Origin of the sequence: Pantoea sp. EKM20T (assembly GCF_011800485.1) — a bacterium.
In the GTDB taxonomy this organism is placed as follows: domain Bacteria; phylum Pseudomonadota; class Gammaproteobacteria; order Enterobacterales; family Enterobacteriaceae; genus Pantoea; species Pantoea agglomerans.
Map to the genome: position 1 here is coordinate 153275 of NZ_JAALFW010000008.1, position 23278 is coordinate 176552.

The following is a 23278-nucleotide window of genomic DNA, read 5'->3' on the forward strand; positions in this document are numbered from 1 at the left end:
CGCCATTAACTGCCGGGTCACGGCTCTGCAACCCGGCGGTCACGCGTTACTGCGGATAGGCGACCCAGTCGCCGCCGTTCAGCCTGATCCAGGGTTTGCCCTGATACATCATCACCACCGCACCGTCATTTTCCGACACCACCGGCGTCTGTGGTAGCTTGTCAGTCAGTACCGACATATTCACATTCGGGGCATTAAATACCTGCCCATCTACGACGCGCGACACAATCTCTGACAAGGCCAGCAGGCTGGTCGGCGCATCAATGTTCAATGGCTGAGCCTGATGCGGCGCCTTCATTCCGACGAACTTAATGCCTACCGGTACGTGAGTAATATCCGGGCTGGGAATATCGCGCAAGCCGGACATCTGCATTTTGTCTCCCTGCAGCGCGGCACCGTGCTCGGGCACTACCAGTACCATGACGCGGCGGCCCGACTTCTCCAGCTGCGTCATAAAGGCATCAAGCTGATCGAATAGTAGTTGCGCGCGCGGTTTCCACGGTGCCGTTTTGGTGCTGCCGAGTTCACGGGTGCCGTCGTGCAGCGGGATCAGATTGTAGAAGGTGGCGCTGCGTGCATCGCTGCTTTTGCTGCGGTCGTCCAGCCAGCGCTGCATCAGTTGCGCATCGTTGAATACCGGCGAGCCGTCGAATGATGTCAGTTCTGGTGCGATACCCGCCTGTGACATCAGCGGTGCCTGAATATCGCCGCCCTCGCGCACCTCCTTCAGATAGTTACCGAATATGCCGGTGTGATCCATCATCAACTGCTCTTTAAAGCCCAGCTTCGCCAGATTGTCGAACAGATAGCAACGCGGATCGGCAGGTTTATAGAGATCGCTATGCGAGGTCTGGCCACAACTGGCACGCAGCAGTCGGATACCCGCCGGTCCGCTGTAGCTGGTTGCGGCGTTGTAATTGCTCAGCATGATGTCGAAATGCTGCCACAGCGGATGGTTACGCAGCTGAGAAGCATCCATATCAGACCAGGCGAGCGAACAGATATTGATCACCAGGATGTCGAAAGGCTGCGAATCGGCAGGCAGATTGTCGGGAAAATGCGTCACGCGCTGGCGTTCACTTTCATGAAAGCGGTTCAGCCAGGCGGTGAGATTTGCGCTGGTCGGCGGCGCAGACTGCTCCAGTCCATCCGGCGTGGCGGCTGGCTGGCCGCCGCTGGGTGTCTGATTCAATACGACCTGTGGCGTAGCCGTCCGGGTCGGCAGCAGCGACATCGCCGGGCCAGCAATCGTCAGCACGTTAAGCCAGATCAGCATCAGCGAAACCAGCACAGTGATGCGAACCCATTGTGAAACAAACAGATAGAGAACCAGCAGCACAAAGGCGGCTCCCACCATTTGCCAGTTAATAAAGCGATCGGCCAGGTCGAGCAGATAGGCCGCAGAGAAGCCCGCCAGCTGATCGCCCTGGCTGAGTATGCTGCTGAGTCCTGGCAGCCAGGTGTCGTGCCAGAACAGCGCGATGCCAACCGGAATCGAGATCAACTGGCGGATGCGATGCAGGCGCGCCGAGGGTAACGGAAAAAGCAGCCAGGCGAGAAACACCAGATTGCTCAGGGCGTGAAAATTGAGATAGCCATACCACAGCAGGCCGAATTTCAGTAAAAAGTAGAAATTCCAGCCGCCCAGTCCGCGCCAGGAGGACCAGAAGCGGGAAGAGGAGGCCGCCGCGGGTTGATCAGTATTCATTAATTTTTTCTATCCGTTTCAGAGGATTGACGCTGCCAGTGACCTTCCGATTTAAGCGCGCGCGCTGGCAACAAACGATTCATGATGCCGTTCCAGCGACGGGGTAGCCATTTTTGATATAACGGCTTTAAAAACAGCAGGATAACCAGAATAAGTAGCGCAATTTGTACCCAGTCCATCAGATTCATCAGGCTTTGTTCTCCGGCAGTAAAGTGATGGGCTGCGGTGCAGAGCGTTCATGTGTTTCAGACCGGCTCTCAACGGCGGCGCGGGCCGTCTCTGATATCGGGGTCAGATCCTGAATTGCCATCGGCGTCAGTTTCTTAATATTGCTGACTTCCGCGAGGATCTGATTATCCTCAAACCAGACCATCCGGTTAGCAAACAGCTCGTCGTGAGGCAGAGAAAAGATATATTTCAATGCCTTATCCAGGTCGTTATAGCGGCAGGAAGAGAGGAAAAGGATGACACGATCTTCCAGCACCGTGACCAGGTCGCCAAAGCGGCGCGGTTTACAGAGCGTCAGGATTTGCTGAGGCTTAAGCTGTGGCACAGGCCGCAACGCGACCAGCAGGCCCTTATCATTTTCCGGCAGCAGGGTATTGCTGATCAACTGGCCGACTGACTGACAGAAGGCATCGAGACGCAGGTAGCCTTTCTCATGCAGAGGCTGCAACGAAGCGGTTAACGCCTCAAGACTGGCGGGAACGCGACGGTTAAACACCTGTCCCTGAAGGCCCTCCAGCGTGGTCAGAAAGCGCGACATTGTGGCGTTGGTCGGGACGATGGCGTTTACACCGCAGGCCAGCAGCAGACGTTCGTCGCTATAACGCAGGCTTGCACCCATCTCGCGCACCACAATTTTCAGTCCGTTGCCGCGTGTACGACGCAGGCTGTGCACCATCTTCGCCAGTTCGTTGATATATTCGCTGCGGGTCAGGCTGAAAATCACCGTTGCGGCATTGGCCTGCTGCGCCCGCAACCAGACCTGCTCATTATCCTCGAACAGTTGCCACTGGCGTGAAAGCGGCGGCGCGCCCTCGAGCACGATGTTGTCCGCAAGATAATGCTGCTCGTCGTTGAGGCTCAGTGGTTCCTGCTTTTCATTTAAGGTAAAAAAGCGTTCATTTTCACAGCCCAGACGTATTGCCCGATCGGCAAGCAGGCGTTCCGCGGCATACCACCAGTTAATTCGATACTGCCAGCTATCCTGCTGAAAGCTCAAATGCGCAACGCCATCCAGCTGACGAAAATAACGCTGAAGATGATTACTCAGATTTATTATTGTGGTGCCGGAGGTCACGATTAAAAGGGTGAGCTTTCTTTTATGCAGCGTCTGACGCATGCCCTTTATCCAGCGGGATAATTCTGCGTCATCAAGCTTATCCCATTGCGCTGCGTTGCTATTAAATATCACTAACCCATTTTTACTGCCGAGCGTGCGCAGAAAATCACTTTCCAGCTGCAACAAACTGCCTTTGCTTTTGGAAAGAGAAAACAGCGGAATACGATCGGGTCCGCCAGGTGGGTCGGGCGTCAGCAAATCACGCGGCGGCTGGTCAGCGCTGATCAGCGTTACGGCCTGCTGATGTGAAATTACCTGTCGAATAAAAGTGCGGGCGTCATCCTGCCGCGGACAGGTCACCCAATAACAGCCAGGCGTTTGCAATGCCGTTAATTCAGGCTGAACATGCAACAGCCCCAGCGAAAAAGAATTTTTCATATTGAATTCGTTATTTTTCCAGTCCAGGCTAGCTTATTATAGACAGGCCGGGATGTAACCTGAGAAATTTAAACATTGCTAATCACAGGCCGGCTCACATTGTTCTGCAATTGCCGCGTTTCTGGAAATATTTTTCAACTTTCCTTTACGCGCAGTCGGTCATCCTGAGTGTGACGTTGTTTTATTTTTGGCGAACAGTAATGAAAAACCACAATCTCTATAACCCTGTTGCCGCTGATGGCGATCGTCAGGATGATATTAGCGCGTTGCGCGATGCGTTTTCTTTGCACTCTTTCCGCTATGTCGACATTGCGCGTGAAGAGCGCCTGAAAGCGATCGTGTCGCGCTGGCCGCTATTAGCGGAAACCCTTGCCAGCCAGTCTGAGACCGATCGCTGATGCCACAGATCGCGCTTCAGGGCGTACGGGGCGGCGTCGGCACGACTTCTCTTTGTGCCGGATTAGGCTGGGCGCTGGCGGCACTCGGCGAACGAGTATTGTTGATCGATGGCTCCCCGGTCAGCCAGCTCGGCGTGCATTTTAATCTGCCCGCTCAGCAGGATAATGGCTGGATGAAAGCACTGTGTGAGGGCGGTGACTGGCAGCACAGCGGGCTTCGCTATCCCGATGGTCCTGATTTGCTGCCTCACGGGGTGCTGTCCCATCAGCATGCTTTGACTATTGCCAGACAGAATGAGGCGATCGCCGCGCCGCTGCTCCAGGCATTACCGGACCTGCGGGCGCGCTATCAGTGGATTATTTTCGATCTGCCTGCCGATACCCTGCCCTGGCATGAAACGCTCTATCCGACGCTGGACAGCCTGTTGTGTGTCACTCAGCCAGACGCGAATTGCCATTTACGGCTTAGCCAGCGCCAGTTTCCGGCGCGCACCCGGTTTATTATCAATCAGTTTAATGCCAACAGTCGTCTGCAGCAGGATCTGCATCAGCTCTGGATGGCCTCGCTGAATCCGCTGATACCGCTGCTGATCCACCGGGATGAGGCGCTGGCAGAAGCGCTGATGATGAAGCAGCCGGTCGGTGAATACCGGCCACATGCGTTGGTCAGTGAAGAGATCATCACGCTGGCAAGCTGGCTGCTGCTCAATCTGAATGGAGTGAGCTCTTGAATCCGTTGTGCTGGCTGTTAACGGCGCCCGCCTGGCAATCGCTGCACAGGGGCTACACCACAGCGCGAGGCAATGGCGCGTCCCGCTTCGCCAGTGCGCTCCATCTGTTCTGGTCGGTGCTGGGCCTGATGCTGCTTCGCTTCGAAACGCCGGGCTGGCAGCGGATTATTCAGCAGCGCCGCCGGCTCTATCCGCACATTTCGCCGGAGCGGCCACGACCGCTGGATATCCTGCGTTATCTGATCCAGACGCTGTGGCTTTTGGTGATCCTGCCGCAGAGCGATCGCGATCGCGGCGGTTTCCGTGGCCTCGGTGCGCTGTCTGGCTGGCGCCACCATGGCTACCGCTGGCTGGACAAGGCCGTTGCCCACTCACAGACCCAGGGAATCGATGTGCGCATCGAACAGTGGCTGAAGCGGCTGTCGCCGCTGGTGCGACGCAGCCTCTTCGCCGTCACTGCCCTGTTTGCCACGTTGCTGGCGCTGCTCTGTATCAGCCAGCCGTTTGGCCTGATGACGCAGTTTATCTTTGTGGTACTGCTCTGGAGTCTGGCGATGCTGGTACGACGCGTCCCGGGGCGTTTCCCGACCATGATGCTGATTGTGCTGTCGCTGACCGTATCGTGCCGCTACCTCTGGTGGCGCTATACCTCGACGCTGAACTGGGACGATCCGCTGAGTCTGGTGTTTGGTCTGCTGCTTATTGCGGCAGAGACCTACGCCTGGGTGGTGCTGGTGCTGGGCTATTTTCAGACGCTCTGGCCGCTTAATCGTCAGCCGGTGTCGATGCCTGTCGATCGGGATCAGTGGCCAGGTATCGATCTGCTGGTGCCAACCTACAACGAACCGCTCAGCGTGGTCAGACCCACCATCTACGCTGCCATGGGCATCGACTGGCCGAAAGACCGCCTGAATATCTATCTGCTCGACGACGGCGACCGGCCGGAATTCCGCGACTTTGCCGCCAGCGTGGGTATCAACTATGTCGTCCGTCCCACCCATGAGCACGCCAAGGCCGGCAATATCAATCACGCGCTGAAAAAGTACTGCCGCAGCGAATTTGTGGTGATTTTCGACTGTGACCATGTGCCGACGCGCGCCTTTTTGCAGATGACCATGGGCTGGTTTATTAAAGATCCCCGGCTGGCGATGATGCAGACGCCACATCACTTCTTCTCGCCCGATCCGTTTGAGCGCAATCTCGGGCGGTTTCGTCGTACGCCCAATGAGGGTTCGCTCTTTTATGGGCTGGTGCAGGACGGTAATGATACCTGGGACGCCACCTTTTTCTGCGGCTCCTGCGCCGTGCTGCGCCGCAGCGCACTGGATGAAATTGGCGGTATTGCGGTGGAAACCGTTACCGAAGATGCCCATACCTCGCTGCGGCTGCACCGGCGCGGCTACACTTCGGCCTACATCCGCATTCCTCAGGCGGCCGGACTGGCGACCGAAAGTCTGTCAGCGCATATCGGACAGCGTATCCGCTGGGCACGCGGTATGGTGCAGATCTTCCGCCTTGATAACCCGCTATTTGGTAAGGGGCTGAAGTGGGTACAGCGGCTCTGTTATGCCAACGCCATGCTGCACTTTCTCTCTGGCATTCCGCGGCTGGTCTTCCTGCTGGCACCGCTGGCGTTTCTGCTCTGTCATGCCTACATCATCTACGCACCTGCGCTGGCGATCGCCATTTATGTTTTGCCCCATATGCTGCATACCAGCCTCACCAACTCGCGTATTCAGGGACGCTGGCGACACTCTTTCTGGAGCGAGGTCTACGAGACGGTGCTGGCCTGGTATATCGCCCGGCCTACCACCGTGGCGCTGTTCAATCCTCATAAAGGGAAGTTTAACGTCACCGCAAAAGGCGGGCTGGTAGAGGAGGAGCATCTGGACTGGGTGATAACCAAGCCCTATATGCTGCTGGTGCTGCTCAACCTCGCAGGGGTTTTGATGGCGTTCTGGCGCATGCAGCACGGTCCGGCCAATGAGGTACTGACGGTATGGGTGAGCCTGATTTGGGTGCTCTACAACATGATTATCCTTGGCGGTGCGGTAGCGGTTTCGGTTGAAGCACGGCAGATCCGTGAGGCGCACAGGGTGGAGATCGCCATGCCGGCCGCCATTGCACGCGAAGATGGTCATATGCTGCCCTGTACGCTGCGTGACTACTCTGACGGCGGCGTCGGGCTGGAGATGCGCGAGCCGGATGCGCTGCGGGAGAATGAAAAAGTGTGGCTGCTGCTGCGTCGTGGACAGCAGGAGTTCAGCTTCCCGTGCCAGGTGCAGCGGGTCTTTGGCCACCGGGCTGGCGTGCGTCTCCATCAACTGACCACTCAGCAGCATATTGAATTTATCCAGTGTACCTTCGCCCGCGCCGATACCTGGGCGCTGTGGCAGGACGGTTTTCCGGAAGATAAACCGGTCCAGAGCCTCGCCGATATCATGATCCTCGGTTTCAAAGGTTACCTGCGCCTGGCGGAATATGGCCCGCCGCAGTTACGTCGGCTGTTTAACCTGCTTACCGTTGGGGTGAGCTGGCTGGCTTCGCTGTTGCCGCAAGGCATCGGACGTGTGCCAGCTTCAAAAAACGCATTGAGTTGATGATATGACGATACCGAGAGTAAACAGGTGGTTTGCCGCTCTGCTGCTGGGCAGTGCAACGTTAAGCTGTGCCGCCGCGCAGGAGGACACGCCCGCAAACATCAATGGTGTAACGCCTGTGCAATCTTTACCGCAGGATAACGGCGCACCGCTGCGGAACAGCCAGCTGAGCTTTGCCCAGCTGGCACCGCCGCCTGGCAGCATGACGCTGCGTGGCACCCGCACTACCGGACAGATTGAGTTCGGTGTGCGCAGCGATGAGGTGGTGACGCGCGCGTTGCTGAACCTCAGCTTTCGGCCTTCGCCCGCACTGCTGCCGACGCTGTCGCAGCTGAAGGTTTATCTCAATGATGAGCTGGTCGGTCTGATTACCCTGACGCCGGAACAGCTGGGTAAAGAGATCCAGACGCAGCTGTCGATCGATCCGCGCTACATTGCCGACTTTAACCGCGTGCGTTTCGAGCTGGTGGGCCACTACGCCAACGTCTGTGAAAATCCTGCCAATAGCGCAATCTGGCTGGATATCGGCAAACAGAGCGGCATCGATCTGACGCTGCAAAAACTGCCGCTGAAAAATGACCTCTCCCACTTCCCGGAACCCTTTTTTGATTCGCGGGATACGCGACCGCTGACTCTGCCGATGGTGTTCAGCGCCCAGCCGGATGTCACGCAGCAGCGGGCTGCCGCCATTCTTGCTTCCTGGTTTGGCAGCAAAACGGGCTGGCGCGGGCAGCGTTTCCCGGTGCTGTATAACCAGCTGCCGCAACAGCAGCATGCGGTGGTGTTTGCCACCAACGATGCGCGCCCGGATTTCCTGAAAGATCTGCCGCCGGTGACAAAACCCACAGTAGAGATTGTCAGCCAGCCCGATAATCCGTATGAAAAAATGCTGCTGATTCTGGGACGCAACGATGAGGACCTGCTGACGGCGGTTCAGGGTATCGCCCAGGGTGAGCTGCTGCTGCGCGGCGATACCTCAACCATCGACAGCGTTAAGCTGCTCTCCCCGCGCCAGGCTTATGACGCCCCTAACTGGGTGCGGACCGATCGCCGCACCACTTTCGCCGAACTGACGCAATATGAGAATCAGTTGCAGTCTGATGGGGTGCAGCCTAATCCCGTCAGCCTGACCCTCAATCTGCCGCCCGATCTCTTCCTGGTTCGCGCGCGCGGTATCGACATGGATCTGAGCTATCGCTATACCGCGCCTTTCCAGTCGGATGGCTCACGGCTGGCGGTCAACCTGAATAATCAGTTCATTCAGGATTATCCGCTGCCGCCGAAAAATACGACGGGTCAGCAGCTGCTGCATATTCCACTGATTCAGGGAATGCTGGACAAGAGTCATGAGCTGCTGATTCCGGCGCTGCGCCTCGGGGTGGTGAATCAGCTGCGCTTCGATTTTGATTACGCCAACATCACCATCAGCGGCAACGCGGATGGACGCTGCGAAACTGTAACGCCGATTACGCATCATGTGGTGGTGGACGACAATTCCAGCATCGATTTTTCCGGCTATCGCCACTACATCGAAATGCCGTCGCTGCGCGCCTGGGCGAATGCGGGCTTTCCGTTCAGCCGCTACGCCGATCTGGCGCAAACCCTGGTACTGATGCCGCCAAAACCCGATGCAGAGCAGGTTAGCACGCTGCTGAATACGTTGGGCAATATGGGTGCGCAAACCGGCTATCCGGCGCTGCGCGTTCAGTTGACCGATGACTGGGCCACGGCGAAGAAGCAGGATGTGGATCTGCTGATGATCGGTGTCATCCCCCAAGATCTTCAGGATGACCAGCGGATCCCCGCGCTGGTTGACGCCACCGCCAGCTGGCTGAAAGAGCCTGTGCGACAAATCACTCCGGAGGTGAACCCGCAAAGTCAGCGCGAGCAGGCGGCAGAAAGCACGACGACTATCAGCTCCCGCGGCCCGCTGGCAACGGTGATTGGCTTCCAGTCACCTTTTTACGATCAGCGCAGCGTTGTCGCGTTGCTCGCCGATGGCGCGCCGCGCAGCTGGCAGTTGCTCAACGAGGCGATGGGTGACAGCGGCAAGCGTGGAACGATGTCTGGCTCCACCGTGGTGATCCGCGAGTCAGGGGTTAACAGTCTGCGCGTGGGAGAGAGCTACTACGTTGGTCATCTGCCGTGGTGGGAGCGTCTCTGGTCGCTACTCTCCGTCCATCCCTTCTGGCTGGCACTCTGCGCACTCTTTGTAGTGGTGCTGTTTGCGCTGATGACCTGGCGTCTGATGCGAATTATTACCCGTCGTCGTTTACTGGATGAAGATGAATAACGCACAGGTGCTGCGGGCAGGCATGCTGCTCGGCGCACTGAGTGCGCTGCCGGGGCTGGCTGCACCGGTCGACGGACCGGAGGTGTCGCCGGTCGAATGGTTGCTGTCACAGGTACGCACCGGCGAGTCGACCAACAAATACGATCTGGTGCAGCAATCGCTCTACCGGCTTGAGAAGATCGATCCCGATAATCCGCAGGTGCTGGCGGCTCGCCTGCGGCTGGCGCTGCGTCAGGGCGATATCCCTAAAGCGCAGATGCTGCTGGAGCAGCTGAAAAAGGTTGCGCCCGACTCCGCCGCGACGCGTGAATCAGCCGTCGGCCTGACGCTGATGTCGTCGGATGGGCGGCAGCAGCTGCAGCAGGCGCGCCTGCTCGCCACCTCGGGGCGCCTGTCGGAGGCGAAAAGTGCTTACGACGCGTTGTTCGGAGGGGTTTTTCCGGATGCGAACACGGCGCTGGAATACTGGCGGCTGCTGGCACGCACTCCCGGTCAGGAGAGCGTCGCTTACCAGCAGCTGCAGGCGCTGGAGCAGCGCTACCCGGGCAATATCGGGGTTGAGCTGCAAATTGCACGCATGGCATTTGATCAACAGCAGCCGGAGCAGGCGATAGCGCAGTTGAAAAAGCTGGCAAATAGCAACGGCGGACGCGCCGCCGCCGCCGATCTCTGGCTGCAGCAGATCAACGATCAGCCGGTCAGCGACAGCAGCGTGGCGCAGTTGAAGGCTTATCTGGCTGTTTTTACCGACGGCGACGCGCACCAGCAGGGCGCGGATGTGCTGGCGAAGCAGCAGGCGCAGCTCGCCGATCCCGCCTATCGCGAACGGATGCGTGGCCTGGCGCTGGTCGAGGCGGGCGATGTGAATAATGCGATGGCAGCGCTTAGCCGGGCACTGAAGGATAACCCCAACGACGCCGAATTGATGGGTGCAATGGGGCAGACTCAGGCACGCGCCGGCCATCGTGACGTGGCGGTGCTCTGGCTGGAACGCGCCGTTGAAGCGGGCAAGCAGAGCACGTTGATCGGCAAATGGCAGTCGCTGCTGCAGACTAACCGTTACTGGCTGGCGGTCGAACAGGGCGACAAGGCGCTGGCGCAGCATGACGTTGAGGGGGCCGAACGCGCTTACCGCGCCGCACAGAAAATTGATAGCACCGACAGCTATGCCCTGATTGGCCTGGGCGATGTGGCGATGGCGCGTAAAGATGCGGCAGGTGCCGAACTGTTCTGGCAGCATGCGCTGCGGCTTGACGCGACCAACACCACCACCGTGCGTCGCCTGGCCGGGCTTTATCAGGCCGAGTCGCCTGCCCGCGTCATGCAGTTTATCAGTACGCTACCCGCCGGGCAGCAGCGCGAGATGGCGGGAACGTTGCGCGCGCTGCGCAGTGACAGCCTGCGCGCCGAGGCCGATGCGCTCGCCCGGCAGAATAAATGGCCGCAGGCGGCAGAGAAGTATCGGGCGGCGCTGGCGCTGCAGCCGGATGACGTCTGGCTCAGTTATCGGCTGGCGAGCGCGCTACGCGACGGTGGGGCCATCCAACAGGCGGATGCGCAGATCGCGAAGCTGCAACAGCAGCATCCCGGCGATGCGACCGCGCTCTACGCCGCCGCGCTCTACCTTTCCAGCCGGGATAATGATGACGCCGCACTGGCAACGCTGCATCGCCTGCCTGAAACGCAGTGGAACAGCAATATGCATGAGCTGGCTGACCGGCTCGGGCAGGATAAAATTTTTGCCAGCGCCGAAGCGCTTCGTGCGGCAGGGCAGGAGCGGGCAGCGGTGACGCTGCTTTACCAGCAGCCGGTTTCCAGCCGACGCGACCTGACGCTGGCCGACTGGGCGCTGGCTCGCGGGGACGCACAGCAGGCTCTGGAGATCTATCAGCAGGTGCTGTCAGGTGAAGCTGACAACAGCGACGCAGCGCTGGGACGAATCGAAGCGCTGGTCGCGCTCCAGCGCAACAGCGAAGCACGACAGGCACTTGAGCAGCAGCCAGCCCAGCCCAACACTCTTAATGCCGATCGCCGCGCCGCGCTGGCATGGCAGGCGGTGGGCGAAACCACGCAGGCTGCCGTGCGCTTTGCCAGCCTGAAGCAGCGCGCTGCGTCACTGCCGCCATCACAGGATAAGGCACTGGTGTTTCGTGATGCGGCACGGCTGGAGCGCGCGCAGCAGCAGCCAGAGATCGCGCTGGCGGATTATCGTCAGGCGATGACGGCCAGCGGTATCGGCAGCGGCGAAAGTATCAGCCGCGCGACACGCTCTCAGGAACAGGATGACTGGCTGAAGCGCAGTATTCGCAGCGACACCGCAGATCTCTATCGTCAGCGTGAGAGCACGCTGACGGTGCAGCAGGATTATTCGCGTAATAAGGGTACGGCTGGGGTCTCCGACTTTACTGCCCATACCACCATGCTGCAGGCGGAAAGTCCGTTTGCCGACGGACGCGGCTTTTTCCGGCTCGACCGGGTGGACGTCTCAGCAGGGAGTTTTACCACCCGCAACGGCAGCTTCGACGAGCAGTTTGGTAGCTGCGACGACGCCAGTTCCGGCGGATGCAGCCGCGATGCCAGTCAGCGCGCCGAGGGCACTGCGCTGGGCGTCGGCTGGCATAATGATCGCTGGTCAGCGGATCTGGGTACCACGCCGCTGGGCTTTGAGGTGACCAACTGGACCGGCGGCCTGAGCTGGAAAACTGACGTCAGGGATCTTGGCGTGACGCTGACCGCCTCGCGACGGCCGATCGCCAGTTCGCTGCTTTCCTACGCGGGCGCGCGCGATCCATCAGCCAACGGTGGAAAAAGCTGGGGCGGCGTAGTGGCAACGGGTGGCAGCATCGGGCTGAGTTACGATCAGGGCGGCGCACACGGTGTCTGGGGCGACATCAGCGCGCATCAGATCACCGGTAAAAACGTTGCGGATAACAGTCGCGAGCGCTTAATGGCCGGCTACTACTACAAGCTCATTAATAGCGATAATCGCCGGGCCACCGTCGGGCTTAACAGTATGCTCTGGCATTATCAGAAGGATCTCAGCGATTACACCTTCGGTCAGGGCGGCTACTACAGTCCGCAGCAGTATCTCTCCTTTTCCGTGCCGGTCACCTGGCGACAGCGGACAGAAAACTGGTCGTTCGACCTGGGCGGCTCGGTTTCCTGGTCACATTCGAAAACCGATGCGCAGCAGCGCTATCCGGTCAATCCCGGCTTTACCCTTGCCAGCAATCCCGTTTCCGCCAGCAGCACCGGCAGCGGCACGGGGTATACGCTGCAGGGCGTGGTTGAACGTCGTATCACGCCCGACTGGTTTATCGGGGTGGGCGTCGATATTCAACAGGCAAAAGACTATACCCCAAGCCACGGGCTTATCTACGTGCGTTACTCTGCCGCAGGCTGGGAAGGGGATCTGGATATGCCGCCACAGCCGCTGACCCCTTACGCGGATTTTAAATAATCCCGACCGGGAAAAAGCCGGACTTTTCAGACGGTAAAAAAGTCAGTTTATGGGATATACTGGCCGGCATTGTACTGTCTGCTATCTGGGCTTTTTTCATCGTCAGGAGAATATTTTTGCGCGTAAGCCGGTCACTTACGATAAAGCAGATGGCGACAGTTTCGCTGGTTGCGGTTATCACCATCAGCATCTTTATCGTCATCCAACTGTTTCATTTTGTGCAGCAGCGCAGGATTGACTACGCCCAGCAGATGGAGAATATCGCACACACCGTCCGCCAGCCGCTGTCGGAAGCGGTACTGCGCGCCGATATTTCTCAGGCCGAACGCATTCTCCATTCACTGAAACCTGCCGGTATTTTATCGCGCGCCGATGTGGTGCTGCCGAATGCGTTTCAGGCTCTGCATGCCGACTTCGAAACGGAGAAACCGGTGCCGCGTCTGGTGGCGCGACTGTTTGAGCTGCCGGTGCAGATTACCCTGCCGCTCTATTCAGTGGAAAATACCGGGATGCCGAAACCGCTGGCCTATCTGGTGCTGCAGGCTAACTCGACGCGCGTCTACCAGTTTATTCTCAGCACGCTCTCGACCATGATTATCACCTATCTGCTGCTGGCACTGATCCTGTCAGTGGCGATCAGCTGGTGTATCAACCGGCTGGTGGTGCATCCGCTGCGCAATCTCTCGCGGGAGCTGCAGGAGCTGCCGCCGCAGTCGATTCTGACGCATAAGCTGTCACTGCCGCAGAGCCACCGCGATGATGAAATCGGCATGCTGATCCGCAGCTACAACCGCAATCAGCAGGTGCTGGAGTCGATACATGATGAGATGAGCCGGCTGACCACCCATTTTCCCGTGACCGATCTGCCCAACCGTACCCTGTTTCTGGCGCTGGTCGAGCAGTTCATGAGCAGTCCGGAACAGCCGCTGGGGCTGATGGTGATCCGCATTGAAACCCTGCAGGAAGCCAACGGCGTATTAAGCGATGAGCAGCGCGATACGCTGATGCTGACGCTGGTGGAGAAGATCCGTAATACGCTGGATGACCATACTCTGCTGGCGCAGACCGGGACCAGCGACTTTGTCCTGTTAATGAAGCGCGCCAGTAATCCGTTCCGCGCCCTGCGTCTGGCCCGTAACCTGATGATTCGCCTTAATCAGCCGGTTAACCTTTATCAGCTGCAGCTGCGTCCTAACGTCAGCATTGGTCTGGCGCTGCGCGATGATCAGCCGCTGAGCGCCAGTGATCTGCTTGGCCGCGCGACCTCAGCGATGATGTCGGCCCGTCATCAGGGCAAAAATCAGATCCTGTTCTTTGACGCCGCGTTAACCGAGCGCGCGCAAAAACGTCTGACCCAGGAGCATGATATTCTGCAGGGGTTGCACAATGAGCAGTTCGCCCTCTATCTGCAACCGCAGGTCGATATGCGCACCGGCACGTTAGTCGGCGCGGAAGCGCTGCTGCGTATGCGCCAGCCCGACGGCAGCTACGGTCTGACCGAAGAGTTTATTGCCAGTGCCGAAGAGATTGGCGTGATTAGCGCGATTGGCCGCTGGGTGTTTGAAGAGGCGTGCCGCATTCTGGCAGGCTGGCAGCGACAGGGCATTATGCTGCCGCTGAGTGTGAATATTTCCGCTGTGCAACTGCGTGACACGGGCGTGGTCTCTCATCTGCAATCCCTGCTGACGCGCCACCGCATCGCACCTGGCACCTTCGTGCTGGAAGTGACAGAGACGGCTCAGCTTGATGATGCTGAACAGGCGATATCGATGCTGCGGATGTTGCAGCAGACTGGCGTGGCCGTGGCTCTGGACGATTTCGGCATGGGCTACTCCAACCTTAACTACCTCCATCAGCTGAAAGCGTTGCCGGTTAACAAGCTGAAGATGGATCGCAGCTTCGTGGCGGCGCTGCCGCATGACGACACCATGGTCTGCATCGTGGCGGCCATCGCCGAGATTATCCATCTGGAGGTGATTGCCGAAGGCGTGGAGACAGCGGAACAACGTGACTGGCTGCTGGCGCGCGGCATCTCTATCGGACAGGGCTATCTGTATGCTGAAGCGCTGCCTCTGACCCGATTCAATCAGGCATGGATCGAAAACTCCTCACTACTGCAATAATTGCCTGATTCATTGATTTTGCGAGAATTTTAGTTACAAAACCCCCTGCTGAAGCGTTTCAGTTCAGAATTACGATCCCCGGGTTTCCTGGGCGTTTGTCACCCTGTATTAATCACGTAAACAGAGTGTTATTTTCGGGTTACTGTCAGGCGCCACCTCTGTTGCCCGCCAGTCACAATAACGAATCCGACAACATCACCTCACGGCGTTAGTGGACACCTGTTTATGAAAACCTCACTTTTTAAAAGCCTTTATTTCCAGGTGCTGATGGCGATTGGCATCGGCGTTTTGTTAGGCCATTTTTACCCGGAGTTAGGGACCCAGATGAAGCCGCTGGGAGATGCCTTTGTTAAGTTAATCAAGATGATTATCGCCCCGGTGATTTTCTGTACCGTGGTGACCGGCATCGCTGGCATGGAAAGCATGAAAGCGGTAGGACGGACCGGCGCGGTTGCGCTGCTCTATTTTGAAATTGTCAGCACCATCGCGCTGATTATCGGCCTGATCGTGGTGAACGTGGTGCAGCCAGGTGCCGGGATGAACGTTGATCCTGCCACGCTGGATGCCAAAGCCGTGGCGATGTACGCCCAGCAGGCAGAACAGCAGGGTGTGGTCGCTTTCCTGCTGGATATTATCCCCAACAGCGTAATTGGCGCCTTTGCCAGCGGCAACATTCTGCAGGTGCTGCTGTTTGCCATTCTGTTTGGTTTTGCCCTGCATCGTCTGGGTAATACCGGCACGCTGATTTTCAACGTGATTGAAAGCTTCTCAAAAGTGATTTTCGGCATCATCAACATGATCATGCGTCTGGCACCGATAGGGGCATTTGGCGCGATGGCGTTCACTATCGGCAAGTATGGCGTGGGCTCACTGGTGCAGCTCGGCCAGCTGATTATCTGCTTCTACATCACCTGTATTCTGTTTGTGGTGATCGTGCTGGGGCTGATTGCACGCCTGTTCGCCGGATTCAGCATCTTTAAGTTTATCGCCTATATCAAAGAAGAGCTGCTGATTGTGCTGGGCACTTCCTCTTCCGAGTCTGCGCTGCCGCGCATGCTGGATAAGATGGAGAAGCTGGGCTGCAAGAAATCGGTAGTAGGGCTGGTGATCCCCACCGGTTACTCCTTTAACCTGGACGGCACCTCGATTTACCTGACCATGGCGGCAGTATTTATCGCTCAGGCGACCAATGCGCACATGGACATTTTCCATCAGATTACGCTGCTGGTGGTGCTGCTGCTCTCCTCCAAAGGCGCGGCGGGGGTAACCGGGAGCGGATTTATCGTGCTGGCGGCGACGCTCTCTGCGGTGGGACATCTGCCGGTGGCGGGTCTGGCGCTCATTCTCGGTATCGACCGCTTTATGTCCGAAGCCCGTGCGCTGACCAACCTGATCGGTAACGGTGTGGCGACTGTGGTGGTGGCGAAGTGGGTCGATCAGCTGGATCATAAACAGCTGACCGACACGCTGGCAGGCCGGAATAAGGAGAATAAAGCGTCTGAATCTTCAATTTAATCATTGAATTTCACTTAAATCCCCACAAATGCCCGCTGTCGCTTGCCCTGACAGCGGGCATTTGCATAATAAACCCCACTTGTTTTTTTTGACGTTTTTCACTTCGTTACGCGACATCCTGAGCTTCCTGTGGTCAAACACTTTGTTGTTGGATAACAGCGCGATTCGGCGCCAGCCGATTCGTTAATAACAGCGGCAATATGCGCCAGTGATAACGATATTTGAATTATTTGAGTAGGGGTTCACATGCAGGGCACCAGAATTCGGCTTTTGGTTGGTGGATTAGTGCTGGCAAGCAGCTTTGGTCTCCAGGCAGAAACGCTGCAACCGGATCCGGCCTGGCAGGAAGGCAAGCTGGATAATGGATTTAACTGGCAGTTACTGGCCACACCGCAACGCCCCAGTGACCGTATTGAACTGCGGCTGGTGGTGAATACCGGCTCGCTGGTAGAGAGTGCGCAACAGGCCGGCTTCAGCCATCTGCTGCCGCGTCTGGCGATGGTGCACAACACCGCGCTTGATAACCATCAGCAGCGCGCGCTATGGCAACAGGCGATGGATCCTCAGCATCCGCTGCCACCTGTGATCACCTCCTATGATTCCACCCAATATAATCTGAGCCTGCCGAATAACCGCCCCGAGTTGCTGAAAGAAGCGCTGAACTGGCTGGCGGCCACGGCGGGCAATATGGCCATCACCGAACAGGTGGTCAATACCGCGCTGGCGGCATCGGATCCGGTGGCGACCTGGCCGAAAGATACCCAGGATGTCTGGTGGCGCTACCGCCTGAAAGGCTCCGCGCTGCTGGCGCATGACCCCGCAGCGCAACCACGCGCGCCGGTTGATTTAACCCAGCTCAATGATTTTTATCATCAGTGGTACACCCCGGATGCGATGACGCTCTACGTGGTGGGGAATGTTGACAGCCGCAACCTCTCTGAGCAGATCAATAAAACCTTCTCGGCGTTAACCGGTAAACGTGAAACGCCTGCGCCACTGCCCACCCTGTCGCCGCTGCCGCACGAGCCGGTAAATCTGGTCAGCAGCAACATGACGCAGGATCGCCTCTCGCTGGTGTGGGATACGCCGTGGCAACCGATTCGTGACTCCCAGAATCTGCAGCGTTACTGGCAGGGCGATCTGGCACGTGAAGCGCTGTTCTGGCATGTCCAGCGTGCGCTCAGTGACAGCAAGGCACAGGGCATACAGGTGGGATTTGATTGCCGTGTGCTTTATCAGCGTGCGCAGTGCTCCATCAACCTGGATGGACGCAACGAAAATCTGGCGCAGAATATGAATCTGGTGGCGCGTGAGCTGGCAAACGTGCGTGACAAAGGCTTGCCGCAGGAGGAGTTTGATGCGCTGATGGCGCAGAAGCTGCTGGAGCTGAACAAGCTGTTTACCACCTATGCCCGCACCGATACGGATGTGCTGATGAGCCAGCGCCTGCGCTCCCAGCAGAACGCCGTAGTCGATATCGCACCTGAGCAGTATCAGAAGCTGCGTCAGACTTTCCTGGCCGGCCTGACCCGCGAACAGTTAAACCAGGAGCTGCGTCAGCAGCTGACGCAGGAACTGATGATGGTACTGATTCAGCCGGAAGGCGAAGCGGAAACCAACGTGAAGAGCCTGCAAAACAACTGGGACAAAGTGATGGCACCACCAGCGGCACCGGCGACCAGCAATGAAGCCAGTCCGCCGGATAGCAACGTCAAAGACGTTCCGCCAGCCGCATAAAGTCAGGTTTTTGCCCTGAGCCACTCGGTCACTAACATCGGCCAGCTGGCGAGGGGCAAATCTGCCACGCCGCGGATACCAAATCCGTGCCCGCCTTTCTGATAGAAATGCACCTCTGCCGGGACCTTATGCTCACGCAGCGCGCCAAAAAACGCCATGCTGTGATTCACTGATACATCATCATCGTCGGCTGCGTGGATCAACAGCGTTGGCGGCACCAGCGGATGAACCCGGGTTTCCATTGAATAAGCGTCAATGGTTTTCTGATCGGGCCAGGCACCCAGCAGGCGGGTTCTGGCTCCTTCATGGGCGATGCCGTCCCGCATGCTGATTACCGGATAGACCAGTACCATCGCATCCGGACGCGGCGAGAAGTTTTCTGCGCCATCCTGCACCGGATAGAGTTTCTCTGCGAAACGCGTACCCAGACTGGCAGCCACGTGACCACCCGCCGAAAAGCCCATCATGACGATATATTTACCATTCAGGCCGCGCTGCGCCCGTTCACGCAGGACGCGTACCGCGCGCTGAGCATCGGCCAGCGGCGCGTCGGGCCCTTCGTGATGTCCATCATAGGGCAGGCGATAAGTCATCACCGCCAGGGTGTAACCCATTGAGGTAAAGAATGTCGCCAGGGCGCTGCCTTCACGATCGATCATCACGCGCTGATAGCCTCCGCCCGGTGCGACCAGCAGGGTAATCCCGTTTGATTCGACCGGATGCCAGATCGCCATCTCCGGGCAACGCACGCCGGTAGCGGCCCGATCGTAAGGCTCATACTCTTTTGCCATGTCGACAATCTGCGGCTGTGCGCGCGAATCGCTGGCGCCTGGCGCATCACCGTGTGGCCAGATATTAATAATTTCTGTGTGCATAAATAGATCCTGATGCGGGGAATATTTTAATTGTTTTGTTCGCGGCCGGAGAGAACAGCGTCCTGCTGTCTTTTGATTAAAAGATGGTCTTTTTTCAGGCGGTCGTCCATCCGAAAAGGGGGGATCTGACCAGATTCGGACTATGCCTGGTGGTGGATCTGTTTGTTTAACTTATTAATTTTAATCAATAAATTATAAGAGAGATTGAAGGGGGAGACCGCAGGGGATCTGTTATTAACCACAATTTTTCCGCTTAAGGTAAATAGCTGGCACGGCCCGCTTTATTAGCCGCAATTTACCGGATATCACGCTGTGCGTTCTTAAGGCGACATAATGATTTTAGCGTCAGGATCACACCGCCACGCTGCAGGGGCTAACGTGCCAGTCTCATCTGGGAACGGATAGCATCGGTTACAGTCACGCAGCCAGACGTTACCAGCAGCCTAAAAAAATGCGCCCTCGGGCGCATTTTCTGGCATCGGCACGATCAGTGCCTGTATCAACGACACTGGCTAGCGCTCTGTCAGTCAGGCATCGCCTCTGCCGGAATAATCGCGCCGCGATGCTGAATCACGGTGCTGGCAGTCAGATGTCCGCGCTGCGCGGCGAGCTCTGCAGAAGCGCCGGTCAGACGGCGAGCCAGATAACCGGCACTGAACGAATCACCGGCTGCGGTGGTATCGATCACTTTCTCTTTCGCCAGACGTACCGCAGGCACATCAATCAGCGGCGCATCGCCGGTGACCACCAGGCAGGAGTCTGCACCGCGCTTAATCACGATTTCGCTGGCACCCGCCCGACGGGTACGCGCGATAACATCATCCAGCGGCTCTTCGCCCCAGAGCAGATGTTCATCATCCAGTGTCAGGAAGGCGATATCGGTGCAGTTGAGCATGGCGCGATAAGCGGCCTGCGTGCTGGCCCGATCGGCCCATAAACGCGGGCGGTAGTTGTTATCGAAAATTACCTTGCCGCCATTAGCCCGGCAGCGCGCCAGCAGCACCATCAGCTTTTCACGACTGGCAGGCGGCAGAATCGCCAGGCTGATGCCGCTAAGGTAGAGATAATCGTAGTGCGACAGCTGCTCAGCTATCTCTGCTGATTGCGGACTGTCGAGCCAGTAACGCGCGGCGGCATCACTGCGCCAGTACCAGAAGGTGCGCTCACCGTCGGCATCGGTTTCAATGAAATACAGGCCCGGCATTTTATTATCGAGCCGCTGAATCAGGTCAGTATTGACCCTCTCCTGCTGCCAGGCCGCGATCATTTGATCGCTGAACGAATCCGTACCCAGCGCAGTGACATAATCGACCCGTAACTGCTGCTCATCAACCTGGCGGGCGAGATAAACGGCCGTATTGAGCGTATCGCCGCCAAAGCCACGTTTAATGTTCTCACCCTTTTCGGACAGCTCAATCATGCATTCGCCGATGATGGCGATTTTTTTCTGCGTCATGGTTTCAGACCTGTAGTGAAATATCGCCTTAGTCTCGCGTCTGGTATGGCAGACGTCAATAGTTTTAAAACAGTGTTTTAATTTACCTTTAAAGGCGGCCATTAGCCCTGGTCTCGGGGATAAATGCCGGGAATGTCGGCTTTTTTTACCGCTTATGCTAACGAAATGGCTGAGAAACCCCTTTTTCTGAATTGAATCATCTTACTCTCCCGCTTCCCTGATGCTGTTGCCCGCGGTCTCGACTATCTTTAACGCAGACCGTGAATGTGCAAGGAGAAAGCGTAATGTCGCGTACCGGGAAAATAGTCAGCTGGGTAGCAGGAATTCTGGTGTTGTTGATCGTGGTGATTATCGTCGTCATCGCGACCTTTGACTGGAATCGCCTGAAGCCCACCATCAATCAAAAAGTTTCAACCGAGTTAAACCGCCCCTTTGCGATACGCGGGGATCTGGGTATCGACTGGGCACGAAATCGCGACGAAGCAGGCTGGCGGCGCTGGGTGCCGTGGCCGCAGATCCATGCGGAAGATATCATGCTGGGGAATCCGCCTGACATTGCCGACGTCACCATGGTACATCTGCAGCGGGTCGATGCCACATTGTCACCGCTGTCGCTGCTGCACAAAGAACTTTTCATCCCGTGGATTAAATTGCAGCGACCGGATGCGCGTCTGATCCAGACCGCGGATAAAAAGAACAACTGGACCTTTACCCTTGCCAATAGCGGCAAGGATGAGAAGAGTGCTGCGCCATCGGACTGGTCATTCCGTCTGGATAATATTCTGTTCGATCAGGGCCAGATTCGTTATCGCGATGCCATTAACCGCGCAGATGTCACGGTGCAGGTTAATCCGCTGGGTAAACCGGTGCCGTATACGCAGATTGCCGGAGGCAATGACCAGCAGAAGGGCGCAGGCGACTTCGTCTTTGGCTGGCAGGCGAAGGGCACTTATAACAATGAGTCACTCAGCGGCGACGGTAAGATTGGCGGCATGCTGTCACTGCGCAGTCAGAACACCCCGTTCCCGATTCAGGCCGATCTGCGCAACGGCACCACCCGCGTTCAGGTGACCGGCGGTCTGCAGGATCCGATGAACCTCGGCGGGCTTAACGTGCGACTGCGCTTCTCGGGCGATACGCTGGCCAATCTCTATGGCCTGACCGGCGTCCTGCTGCCTGACACGCCACCTTATGAAACCGACGGCCATCTGATTGCTAAATTCAGCGGCGAAAAGGGCGCGGTCTACCGCTATGAGAAATTTAACGGACATATTGGCGACAGCGATATTCATGGGTCGCTGATCTACAGTCAGGTCAAACCCCGCCCGACACTCAGCGGCGAGCTGACCTCTGAGCAACTGCGCATGGCCGATCTGGGGCCGCTGATTGGGGTCGACTCTGGCAAAGGCAGTGAAAAAACGGCGCAGGCCAAAGCCCGGCGCGGGGAGAAATCGAATCAGCCCGCAGACCGCGTGCTACCACACGATAAATTCGAAACCAAAAACTGGGACGTGATGGATGCCGACGTGAAGTTCAGCGGCAAACGGATCGAACACAGCAATTCACTGCCGTTAAGCGATCTCTATACCCATTTACAGCTGAAAAACGGTGATCTGCTGCTGGATCCGCTGCGCTTTGGTGTGGCGGGCGGCAATCTCAACAGCACTATCCGGCTGGAGGGCGATCACTCGCCGATGCGTGGTCGGGTTGATCTTCATGTCCGTACGCTGCAGCTGCGTCAGCTCTTCCCGAATGTGGAGGCGATGAAGAACAGCCGTGGCCAGCTCAATGGCGATGCCAGCTTTACTGGCACCGGTAACTCCGTAGCCGATCTGCTGGCGACCAGCAACGGGCAACTTAAGCTGCTGATGAATGATGGTCTGATCAGCCGCAGCCTGATGGAGATTGCCGGACTCAACGTCGGTAACTACGTGGTGGGCAAACTGTTTGGCGATGACCAGGTGCGTATCAACTGCGCCGCCACCGATCTCAAACTGCAGAACGGTGTGGCGACGCCTAACCTGTTTGTGTTTGATACCGAGAACGCGATTATCAATGTGTCAGGCAACGCGAACTTCGCCAGTGAGCGGCTGGATCTGTCGGTGAATCCGGAGAGTAAGGGCGTCCGCATCGTAACGCTGCGCTCCCCGCTCTATGTGCGTGGTACCTTTAAAAATCCTGATGCGGGCGTGAAAACGGGGCCACTGCTGGCACGTGGTGCCGCTGCAGTGGCATTGGGCGCAGTAGTGGGCCCGGCGGCGGCGCTGCTGGCACTGATCTCTCCAAGTGATAACGAAGACAACCAGTGCAGCACCGTCCTGCAGCAGATGAAGCAGAAGAAGTAACTAGTTGCGATAGAGCACTTTAATAATGTGATAACCAAAGCCGGTCTTTACCGGCCCGTAAGGCGTCAGCAGCGGGCAGGTAAAGACCGCTTTATCAAAGGCCGGCACCATCTGTCCCTGCCGGAACTCGCCCAGATCGCCGCCATTCCGGCCGGAAGGACAGGTTGAGTGCTTCTTTGCCAGCTGCTGGAAATTGCCACCCTTCGCCAGTTTCGCCAGAATCTCTTTTGCCTGCGCTTCCTCTTTGACCAGGATGTGTAAAGCCGCCGCGGTTTTCGCCATGTTGGTATCTCGGTTGTGTATAATTGCCGCCC

General features: G+C 57.5%; 15 protein-coding genes. 9 read left to right on the forward strand and 6 right to left on the reverse strand.

Features of this window, described 5'->3' with window-relative positions; all coding sequences use genetic code 11:
- Positions 1-46: 46 nt before the first annotated feature.
- The 3 genes from bcsG to bcsE are packed head-to-tail and all read right to left on the reverse strand — an operon-like array spanning position 47 to position 3431.
- Complete coding sequence (bcsG, locus tag HFD94_RS15295; protein WP_167433268.1) at positions 47-1708, reverse strand: cellulose biosynthesis protein BcsG; 1662 nt, start codon at positions 1706-1708, stop codon at positions 47-49.
- A complete protein-coding gene (bcsF, locus tag HFD94_RS15300; protein WP_010257418.1) occupies positions 1708-1896 on the reverse strand; it encodes a cellulose biosynthesis protein BcsF in 189 nt (62 codons plus the stop codon). Before bcsF ends, bcsG begins: the two co-directional genes overlap by 1 nt.
- A complete protein-coding gene (gene bcsE / locus HFD94_RS15305; RefSeq protein WP_167433269.1) occupies positions 1896-3431 on the reverse strand; it encodes a cellulose biosynthesis protein BcsE in 1536 nt (511 codons plus the stop codon). The genes bcsF and bcsE overlap by 1 nt, the downstream gene beginning before the upstream one ends.
- 200 nt (positions 3432-3631) lie before the next feature.
- Between bcsE and bcsR the strand changes: the two genes are divergently transcribed.
- The 8 genes from bcsR to HFD94_RS15345 all read left to right on the forward strand — a co-directional run bounded on the left by bcsR (position 3632) and on the right by HFD94_RS15345 (position 18288).
- Positions 3632-3829, forward strand: coding sequence for a cellulose biosynthesis protein BcsR (gene bcsR, locus HFD94_RS15310; RefSeq protein WP_010257416.1), 198 nt, complete (start codon positions 3632-3634; stop codon positions 3827-3829).
- Positions 3829-4560, forward strand: a complete 732-nt coding sequence (gene bcsQ / locus HFD94_RS15315) for a cellulose biosynthesis protein BcsQ (protein ID WP_010257415.1) — start codon at positions 3829-3831, stop codon at positions 4558-4560. The genes bcsR and bcsQ overlap by 1 nt, the downstream gene beginning before the upstream one ends.
- Positions 4557-7160, forward strand: coding sequence for a UDP-forming cellulose synthase catalytic subunit (gene bcsA, locus HFD94_RS15320; RefSeq protein WP_167433270.1), 2604 nt, complete (start codon positions 4557-4559; stop codon positions 7158-7160). The genes bcsQ and bcsA overlap by 4 nt, the downstream gene beginning before the upstream one ends.
- Positions 7161-7164: 4 nt before the next feature.
- Positions 7165-9453: a cellulose biosynthesis cyclic di-GMP-binding regulatory protein BcsB gene (gene bcsB / locus HFD94_RS15325; protein WP_167433271.1), complete on the forward strand. Its 2289-nt coding sequence runs from the start codon at positions 7165-7167 to the stop codon at positions 9451-9453.
- Positions 9446-12913, forward strand: a complete 3468-nt coding sequence (gene bcsC, locus HFD94_RS15330; RefSeq protein WP_167433272.1) for a cellulose synthase complex outer membrane protein BcsC — start codon at positions 9446-9448, stop codon at positions 12911-12913. Before bcsB ends, bcsC begins: the two co-directional genes overlap by 8 nt.
- Positions 12914-13029: 116 nt before the next feature.
- Positions 13030-15036, forward strand: coding sequence for a biofilm formation regulator HmsP (gene hmsP, locus HFD94_RS15335; RefSeq protein WP_167433273.1), 2007 nt, complete (start codon positions 13030-13032; stop codon positions 15034-15036).
- A 225-nt stretch (positions 15037-15261) separates the two neighbouring features.
- The gene (locus HFD94_RS15340; protein WP_031590319.1) at positions 15262-16551 is read left to right on the forward strand and encodes a dicarboxylate/amino acid:cation symporter; all 1290 of its coding nucleotides are present in this window, start codon (positions 15262-15264) and stop codon (positions 16549-16551) included.
- A gap of 246 nt (positions 16552-16797) precedes the next feature.
- Positions 16798-18288 carry a pitrilysin family protein gene (locus HFD94_RS15345; RefSeq protein ID WP_010257399.1) on the forward strand — a complete coding sequence of 497 codons (1491 nt, stop codon included), beginning with the start codon at positions 16798-16800 and terminating at the stop codon, positions 18286-18288.
- 2 nt (positions 18289-18290) lie between these two features.
- Here the strand turns inward: HFD94_RS15345 and HFD94_RS15350 are convergent, their stop codons facing one another.
- Positions 18291-19163 (reverse strand): alpha/beta hydrolase, encoded by an 873-nt coding sequence (locus HFD94_RS15350; protein ID WP_010671660.1) that lies wholly within the window; start codon positions 19161-19163, stop codon positions 18291-18293.
- Positions 19164-19686: 523 nt separating this feature from the next.
- The gene (locus HFD94_RS15355) at positions 19687-20619 is read right to left on the reverse strand and encodes a sugar kinase (RefSeq protein WP_167430488.1); all 933 of its coding nucleotides are present in this window, start codon (positions 20617-20619) and stop codon (positions 19687-19689) included.
- A 284-nt stretch (positions 20620-20903) separates the two neighbouring features.
- On the opposite strand from HFD94_RS15355, the gene HFD94_RS15360 reads away from it, so the two are divergent.
- The gene (locus HFD94_RS15360) at positions 20904-22964 is read left to right on the forward strand and encodes an AsmA family protein (RefSeq protein WP_167433274.1); all 2061 of its coding nucleotides are present in this window, start codon (positions 20904-20906) and stop codon (positions 22962-22964) included.
- Here the strand turns inward: HFD94_RS15360 and ppiC are convergent, their stop codons facing one another.
- Positions 22965-23246, reverse strand: coding sequence for a peptidylprolyl isomerase PpiC (ppiC, locus tag HFD94_RS15365; protein WP_010671663.1), 282 nt, complete (start codon positions 23244-23246; stop codon positions 22965-22967).
- Between the last annotated feature and the right edge of the window lie 32 nt (positions 23247-23278).